Below are 7300 nucleotides of genomic sequence, written 5' to 3'. Positions count from 1 at the left end.
CACTTATAACTGCAATGCCCAAAAGTTTTTTACCCACACTTTGACCATTTGGTAAACAATCAGAAAAAAGGTAATACGATACAGTCGCAGTTACTGCTATAGCGCGCACAAGCTCTTTTTCAATACCGATTTCTAAGCCGCCCCATAAAACGAGAGTAAAAATGCTAAAACTGACAAAAAGATCAATCATTTGTCCAACACACCTAACTCCCGGACTAGCCAAAACGTAATTTTCTAGAGTAAATTTTCCTGCATTTTTCATTTTAAAATTTGGACTAACAATTGTTTATTTGTGAACTAACGCTATTGAGACAGTAACATCCCCACTAAACCTAATCCATACTTCCGCATAGTACGGTCGAACCTGATTTTTCTATCTTTTCAATATATTACCACGCTCGTTCTAAAGGCTAGATTGGTAATATTTCAACATCTCTTCTTGATTAAGCGCTTTACTTTCTAACTTTTGTTGATCTTTAAAGATTTGAGCTAATGAAGGGAGAATTGAGCGATTTACTTTATAGTCATCAGACCAAAGTTTCCCTCTCATCACCGCTTTCGCACAATGAAAGTACATACTCTCTATGACTATTTTGATAACAACCTTAGGATCTTTACTTCCATCGGGGCAAGCAGATATCAAGTTGGAGTCGGTGTGAATACTTGCGATTCCTTTAATACGGAGCACTTCATCAATACCATTTACCATCAATAACAACCCTACCTTGGGGTTACTAATGATATTTTTTAGACTATCTATACGATTGTTCCCCGAGCTATCAGGGAGCAATAATGTTGATTCATCTAAAACTTTTACGAAGCCAGGCTCTCCTCCTTTAGGAGAAAGATCGATATACCCTTGTGAATCAACGGTACTTAGAACTGCAAAATGGCAATTATTAATTAATGTAATCGCATGAACATCCAGCACAGGCAGCGCTTTATTTTTAGCTCTCGCACTTGGCTCTGCGTAAATTTCTTTTAACTGCTCTATTGTTTTAACTTCACTCATTCAATGTTATTCCTTCACTATCGTATAATGCTTTGCTTGTAAGCAAGCAGTAACTCTGACTTCTTGTATAGGCACTAGACATAACTCATCGTAAAAATACTACGAGTACAAATGTTCTCTTTAATGCCTTGTTATCTAAAGATTTAAAGTTTTTCACTAAACTCTCCACACTGCTTACACTTATAGCCATGCTTGTAAAAAAACAGTGGAAAACCCAGTAAAATAAAAACTAAGAAAGCTGGGCGTTTACCTTTTGTAAATGCAAATAGATCTTTACTACCACATTTAGGGCAAACGTCTTTTTCTTCATCAACGTCAACTTCATTTCCCAATGATTCTGAGAAATCGCTACTAAGTATTTGTTTCGCATCTTCTGCATCACTTTCGTCCACCATCAGACGGACGCCGCCAATTGCATTTGAATAAAGCCACTGAGTATTTACCGTGTGCTCGTCAGCGATGTAACTTTCTATTCCGACACTATCTAGGCTTGCTCTCGCAATATGAGCTTCATGAGGAAAAGAAAACCTTGCTACTACAATCACATATTACTCCTGTGGGAAAACGCTCTCGTAACGTATAAGAAACGCTAATTGGAAATGCTATGTATGGTACGCTAGCCTGAACCGTTTGTTGTACCTAATCACCCAACCACAACTATTGAAACTACATCGACATCAAAACCATATGAAAAAATAACGGCAAACAAACAGCCACATGAGCCATGTCGGTGCTTGATACATTTTTCAACTTTATCACGAGCACGACCATAACCCACACTGTAGCGGACGCTAAGCCTAGATAATTATCTAAGTCATTGTAATAATCATACTTATCAAGGAAAGATAGAAAATTACTCTCTTTAGTTTCCACCGCCTTTCTAAGCACCTCATTTGCAATTGAGCAATAGTATTTCGAGAAACTCAGGAGAGTAAACTGAACGAGTGTTGCTACTATTAAAAATATCTTCATATTTACATCACCGCATAATGCCCCGCTAAGAGATGAGTAATTCAATACAGAAGCCACTAAAAATCATCTTAATCACTCAACGTATTGCGCCGTAAAAATACCACACGTTGCGAATCAACTTTGAGCAATTTGTTATAACTCTGATTTCGCATTAATGTATAGCTTATGAACATCGTCTGAATTAGATAAGTCTATACAGTAGGCCAATTTGATCACGTTACCATTTTTTGATTTGTAAATAGCCATATCATATTTTTCCAATAGCTCGCTAACCCCAAAGAATGACTCCAAAGGAAGCTCGGAAAACTCTCTGTAGCCTTGCATCGCCGTTATCGCATCTTTCGCAACAGCTGATCCTTTGTAATTAGTCGCAATGCAAGATGAGAGAGCGAAGTTTTTAAACAGTTGCTCATCGCTTTGAATACTTAGTGGATTCGCGGCCTCTCCTACACTACAAAGAGCAATACTTATGCTGGTTACTAGTACTCTACATTTCATAAATTAAACCTTTTGCTTCCTAAGAGTTACAGCACATTATTAAGGAGTGAGTATCACAATACAAAACTGCCCTACATCACTTAAATCAACTCATAGTGAAAATGCCATGTGTAACCACTCTTGTTGTGAACCAATTATTAGCCCACTACAGACTAATACATATACCCTAACCAATCTATATGACCAAAAGCCCAAGTTTTTCCGCTGATAGGTTTAACATATAAATCATCTAGTTGCTCTACAGCAACACCGTAATTTTTATGTTCGTGAACTCGCAACCAAGAACTTAGAGAGTTAAGGCGCTGATAACCATTAGCCAGATAAAAACGCTCCAAAACGGAGACTAAAATGATGAAGTCGACATCTTTAGTGGACGCATACTCGCTGAGTTGAGACAACATTGTTGTGCCAATGCCTTGTCTTTGAACTGTGCTCTCGACGCAAAAGTCACTCACACCTAATACTTTATAAATTTCATCACCAACGCGAACAACTCTGTAGTCTAATCCCATGTAACCAACTAACTGATCACCTTCGTAATTCAGAACTCTCATATGCGGGAGTTGCTTATAGTAAGAGCGAGTAACTTGGTGTTCAGGAAACGACTTGTTTCTAAGAGCTTCAATTGCATTATGCTGCGCTTTAGATAACTCGATTTCTGGGTAAATATCCATATTTGACCTTTGAGTATTAATGACCTTTTGGTTACGATCCCTGTCGTTGAGTTTAACTCCGAGCGTGTCCTAACCTTGTGGGACATTGACAAATAACATAGAGTTTCTCAAAACACTACTTACAACATTTTTACTGCAAACCAATCGAAGTTGCTTAAGAACAAACACTACTTCATAGCAATGCCTACGGACCAAGCATTTGCAGCTTCTTACCCACACCCTATTCCGCCATCTGGAATTATTTTAATTACACAACGTGGGTACTCAATGTTGGTAAAAGCATTTACCGATGATTTTTCATGGCAAGTCCAAGAACAATTGGCAGATGCATATTTCGAAGCACAGAGAGTACTATCATCGGCGGAGCAACTATTAAACCAAGCTAATTTGCTAGTTCAACATGACCAACGAATTAACAACTTAGAAAAGGCTCAGTTAAATACACAAGCTCACATTTCTAGAACAAATGCCGAAGTTACAAAAGCCAATCAAAAAGCCGACGATGCATTTAAAGCGGCAAATGCTGCATTAGAGCATAAATTTGGAGATAAGGATTACTACACAGTTATCGCTTATTGTAACTCTAAAAATATCCCAATCATTCTGACCTTAGCAAAAGCTAAAGGTTTGGAAGCTAGAGCTTACACCCAAAAAATTGGAGGTAAGATCAATAAAGTTCCTGATGAACGTTGGGGACAAGTAAATGCGTATCATATTGCAGTTTTAGACCACGTTTTTAAACAGTGATTTATATCGGGAGTCCTCTGCTGAGGGCTCCAATTCCCCGTAATAAGGCTAACGCCCAGCTAAGGGGTGAGCAACGCAATACAAAAGCCGCCGCAAGCCGCCTTAATCACTAAAATCAACGCATGGTGAAAATGCCAAGCGTTGCGAATCCCTCTTGAACTGTTTGTTATATGCCTTGGATTCAAGTACGAAGTGCGACACCCCTGAAATTTAAAACAGTGAGATGTGCTATTCATAAATTTTACTCCCGCCAAGAAGTGAAAAACCATGAATTACACACACCTCACTGAGAATGAAAGGTATATGATGTCCGCACTTAGAAAGCAAGGCATTAGTGTCGTCAACATCGCTAAAGAGCTAGGGCGTCACAAGAGCACTATCTACCGAGAATTTAAACGTAACTCTCGATACAACGCCTATCGCCCTAACCCTTCCTATCAGCCTGCTAGAGCACAACAAAGAGCTAGAAACAGGTTGAGCCGGTCACGGCGTAACAAGCGCTATACCAAGCACGATTTCAAAATTATTGACGCGCTTATAATGCTCGATTAGAGTCCTGACCAAATCGTTGGGTATTGCCGTTTGCATGGCTATCCAGTGATGAGCCATGAGCTTATTTACCAGCACATTTGGACCGATAAAGCCAACGGAGGCATGCTCTGGAAACATTTACGTCAATCACCAAAACAGAGACGTAAGCGCTACAACGCCAAAGATAGCAGGGGGAGAATTGCCGCTAAAAGGCACATAACAGAACGACCAAAACAAGCTGAGTTACGCCTAGAACCTGGACATTGGGAAATAGATACCGTGATCGGTCGCGGAACTAAGCACTGCATTGTCACTCTCGTTGAAAGAATGACTGGCTACACCTATATCGGACAGCTAGATGACCGAACAACTGTATCACTCAACGCGAGAATGACAGAGATCGTTACACGTTCAAACTTACCATTTAGAACTATCACTGCTGATAATGGTACAGAATTCAATCAATATCAGGAGATAGAAAACAAGCATAAATGCTTGTTTTACTTCGCAACGCCCTACCACTCTTGGGAGCGAGGGACCAATGAGAATACAAATGGACTCATACGCCAATATTTACCTAAGAAAACCTCAATGGCTCATGTGACACAAAGACTGTGCAGCCAGATAGCGTATAAACTGAATAACAGACCACGCCAAAGGCTTGGTTACAAGACACCAACAGAGTATATTTATGAGCAGCTACTCTAAGTGTCGCACTTCAAACTTGATACTAAGTGCCTTGGATTCAAGTACGTTATGCACCAAACTGTTTTATACGCTTAGCGCCAATAAAAACTGATACTTACTTTGTTGAAGTAAGTCTAAATGGCGCTCAAACATGGGTACGCCATTGGATAAAGAAAGGGGGTAGACGAGTCCATTACCGACATACACCCCAACGTGTGCTCCGTATGAGTCAGTAGAGTCGTTGTACATCATGATATCTAGCGGCTTAAACTCAGTGACCACCTCACTCATCCCACCATTCACTAGAACGGTAGTTAGGTGGATTTAGACCGAAGTCTCTGAGCAGGTTATAAGCAAAGACCTGACAGTTAGCTCCAAGCGTTAAGTCTGAATCATCTTTGCAACCCGGAATGCGGGATGAAACGTATCTTACATTTTTGAATCTGTCGGGAATATCCATTTCCATTTTCTCCCAAAGCACATAACGCCCTGTTAAGGTGTGAGCAACGCAATACCGAAGCTACCGCATACCACCTTAAACACTAAACGCAACGCATAGCAAAAATGCCAAGCGCTGCGAATCACTCTTAAACAGTTTGTTATATGCATTTTTCGGTTACCTCACTAAACGCCCACTCTGAGAAGACCCTCTCAAGTTTGTACCGATCCATATTTTTCCTTGATAAAGGCTATCCGCAACAATGTCATCTTGGTTTTCAACAAATTTCTTATATGCAAGCAGATACGAACTACAAAGCTCTTCAAGTTGCTCATTTTTATCTAAGATAAAAAATGGGAGCTTTATAATTGGAGACTTTATCTGAGTAACAATAGGAGTACTTAAGTCGGGCTTGTCAGTATGAATTTTGCGCAGATGTTCGAACAGTGCATACGACAATGAGCCTTTGGTATAGTAAAATAGATCACAATAAAACTTTGCATCTAGTCCATCTCTCTTTTCCGGGTGAGTTACATACTCAACATCCGGAAATGGAACGCATAAACCTTCATTTTGGAAATGGACGACGGGCAACTCATGCATAACAGCATTTTTGTACTTGAGCAAATAATCGTACTTTACGGGCTCTTCAATTAGAGTATTCTGCCACCAAAAATTACTACCTCGATAATCATCTTCAGATATCGATATAGTAAAATCTGGATCCAACGCATAAAATGCACCATTAACTCCATTGTAAATCCAGTTATCTGTATCCTCTAGGAGCAGTTTGAAGCGAGCTGCAGCAGGTAAATCAAGCCCAAAACGCTCCAGCCACATTGCTTTAATATCTTGAGGGTTTGCACAAGAGTCTTTTGGTGTATTTGTGTCCTTTATTCGTGAATATACCGTACCTGCTCTGAGTATTTTATTACGATGCTTAAGCTCTTTCGTAAAGTAGAAAGGCTTTAGCCTTTCATTTTTAATGCTCAAAACCGCTACAGACTTTTCAGCGTACTCCACAAATTTAATATCAATAGAAGGTTTACTCGTTGAGCGGTGAACAGCGCTTCATACGACCTCACGTCGCACGCCCCAAAGTTTCTTAGCCCCCTCAGGTCAACACTAGCTAGTGTTGCAACGAATGGGTTAATTTATTTAATCCTGCTAATATGATTTTTTATCAGTGATTTTGATGCACAGAGCAATTCACCAATCTCCAGCCTCTCCGTTAGAAAAAATCCAAATAAAAATGTTACCAAATTAACTAATTCAACTAATTGCACTGCTCTAAATCTGACCTATAGCACTGAAATTAAGAGTAGATATACTGAATAGATTCTGTGCAATAAGAAGGTTTATATGGAACATCAGAGCCTATTTACGTACCAGCGCATTCAGCGCTTTCTCGTCCGGTTTGGATCGTATTGTTTGGTACCCTATTCTCACGCATTAGCTTGTTTCTGGCCTGGCCGTTTCTGATTGTCTTCCTCTATCAAGATTACGCTGCCAGCGAGATCGCCATCGGCACCATGTTGGCGCTTTCGGCGCTGGTAGGCAGCACCTCTGGGATCTATGTCGGCTACCTATCAAATAAATTTGGCCGCAAAGTGATGATGCTCGGCGGTAATGTGATCGCTGCGCTGGCGTATACTGGCATTGGGCTGGCTGATCAAATCTGGCACTTCTTTGCCTTGCTGCTGATCACTGGCTTGATGCGTCCGACCATTGAGGCACCCT

General features: G+C 40.2%; 7 protein-coding genes and 3 pseudogenes. 3 read left to right on the top strand and 7 right to left on the bottom strand.

Annotated features, from left to right (window positions below; translation table 11 throughout):
- The 5 genes and pseudogenes from IQR33_RS08200 to IQR33_RS08180 all read right to left on the bottom strand — a co-directional run.
- A pseudogene (locus IQR33_RS08200) lies at positions 1-262 on the bottom strand (RDD family protein); the annotation flags it as partial.
- Positions 263-403: 141 nt separating this feature from the next.
- Positions 404-1012, bottom strand: coding sequence for a pyridoxamine 5'-phosphate oxidase family protein (locus IQR33_RS08195; protein WP_054579578.1), 609 nt, complete (start codon positions 1010-1012; stop codon positions 404-406).
- A gap of 143 nt (positions 1013-1155) precedes the next feature.
- Positions 1156-1557: a DUF2007 domain-containing protein gene (locus IQR33_RS08190; protein ID WP_054579579.1), complete on the bottom strand. Its 402-nt coding sequence runs from the start codon at positions 1555-1557 to the stop codon at positions 1156-1158.
- A 559-nt stretch (positions 1558-2116) separates the two neighbouring features.
- A complete protein-coding gene (locus IQR33_RS08185) occupies positions 2117-2482 on the bottom strand; it encodes a T6SS amidase immunity protein Tai4 family protein (RefSeq protein ID WP_228009980.1) in 366 nt (121 codons plus the stop codon).
- Between the two features lie 152 nt (positions 2483-2634).
- Positions 2635-3156, bottom strand: coding sequence for a GNAT family N-acetyltransferase (locus IQR33_RS08180; RefSeq protein ID WP_053350306.1), 522 nt, complete (start codon positions 3154-3156; stop codon positions 2635-2637).
- A 267-nt stretch (positions 3157-3423) separates the two neighbouring features.
- Here IQR33_RS08180 and IQR33_RS08175 point away from each other — a divergent pair, with 267 nt between their 5' ends.
- Both IQR33_RS08175 and IQR33_RS08165 read left to right on the top strand, forming a co-directional pair.
- On the top strand, positions 3424-3903 hold the full coding sequence (locus IQR33_RS08175) for a hypothetical protein (RefSeq protein ID WP_021033918.1): 480 nt from the start codon (positions 3424-3426) through the stop codon (positions 3901-3903).
- A 267-nt stretch (positions 3904-4170) separates the two neighbouring features.
- A pseudogene (locus tag IQR33_RS08165) lies at positions 4171-5142 on the top strand (IS30 family transposase).
- A gap of 63 nt (positions 5143-5205) precedes the next feature.
- Here the strand turns inward: IQR33_RS08165 and IQR33_RS32600 are convergent.
- Positions 5206-5412, bottom strand: a complete 207-nt coding sequence (locus tag IQR33_RS32600) for a hypothetical protein (RefSeq protein WP_005377069.1) — start codon at positions 5410-5412, stop codon at positions 5206-5208.
- 325 nt (positions 5413-5737) lie between these two features.
- A complete protein-coding gene (locus tag IQR33_RS08150) occupies positions 5738-6583 on the bottom strand; it encodes a hypothetical protein (RefSeq protein WP_193837332.1) in 846 nt (281 codons plus the stop codon).
- 339 nt (positions 6584-6922) lie between these two features.
- Between IQR33_RS08150 and IQR33_RS08145 the strand changes: the two are divergent.
- Positions 6923-7300 (top strand): annotated as a pseudogene (locus IQR33_RS08145) (MFS transporter); the annotation flags it as partial.

Origin of the sequence: Vibrio sp. OPT46, from assembly GCF_015163535.1 — a bacterium.
Classification (GTDB): Bacteria; Pseudomonadota; Gammaproteobacteria; order Enterobacterales; family Vibrionaceae; genus Vibrio; species Vibrio alginolyticus.
The sequence above is the reverse complement of the archived record's forward strand: the minus strand, read 5'-3'. Positions and strand labels throughout refer to the sequence as shown.

Bases quoted from the DNA above. Each gene is read 5' to 3' on its own strand.
- IQR33_RS08195 (WP_054579578.1), bottom strand. From the start codon at position 1,012: ATGAGTGAAGTTAAAACAATAGAGCAGTTAAAAGAAATTTACGCAGAG.
- IQR33_RS08185 (WP_228009980.1), bottom strand. From the start codon at position 2,482: ATGAAATGTAGAGTACTAGTAACCAGCATAAGTATTGCTCTTTGTAGT.
- IQR33_RS08175 (WP_021033918.1), top strand. From the start codon at position 3,424: ATGTTGGTAAAAGCATTTACCGATGATTTTTCATGGCAAGTCCAAGAA.
- IQR33_RS08180 (WP_053350306.1), bottom strand. From the start codon at position 3,156: ATGGATATTTACCCAGAAATCGAGTTATCTAAAGCGCAGCATAATGCA.
- IQR33_RS32600 (WP_005377069.1), bottom strand. From the start codon at position 5,412: ATGAGTGAGGTGGTCACTGAGTTTAAGCCGCTAGATATCATGATGTAC.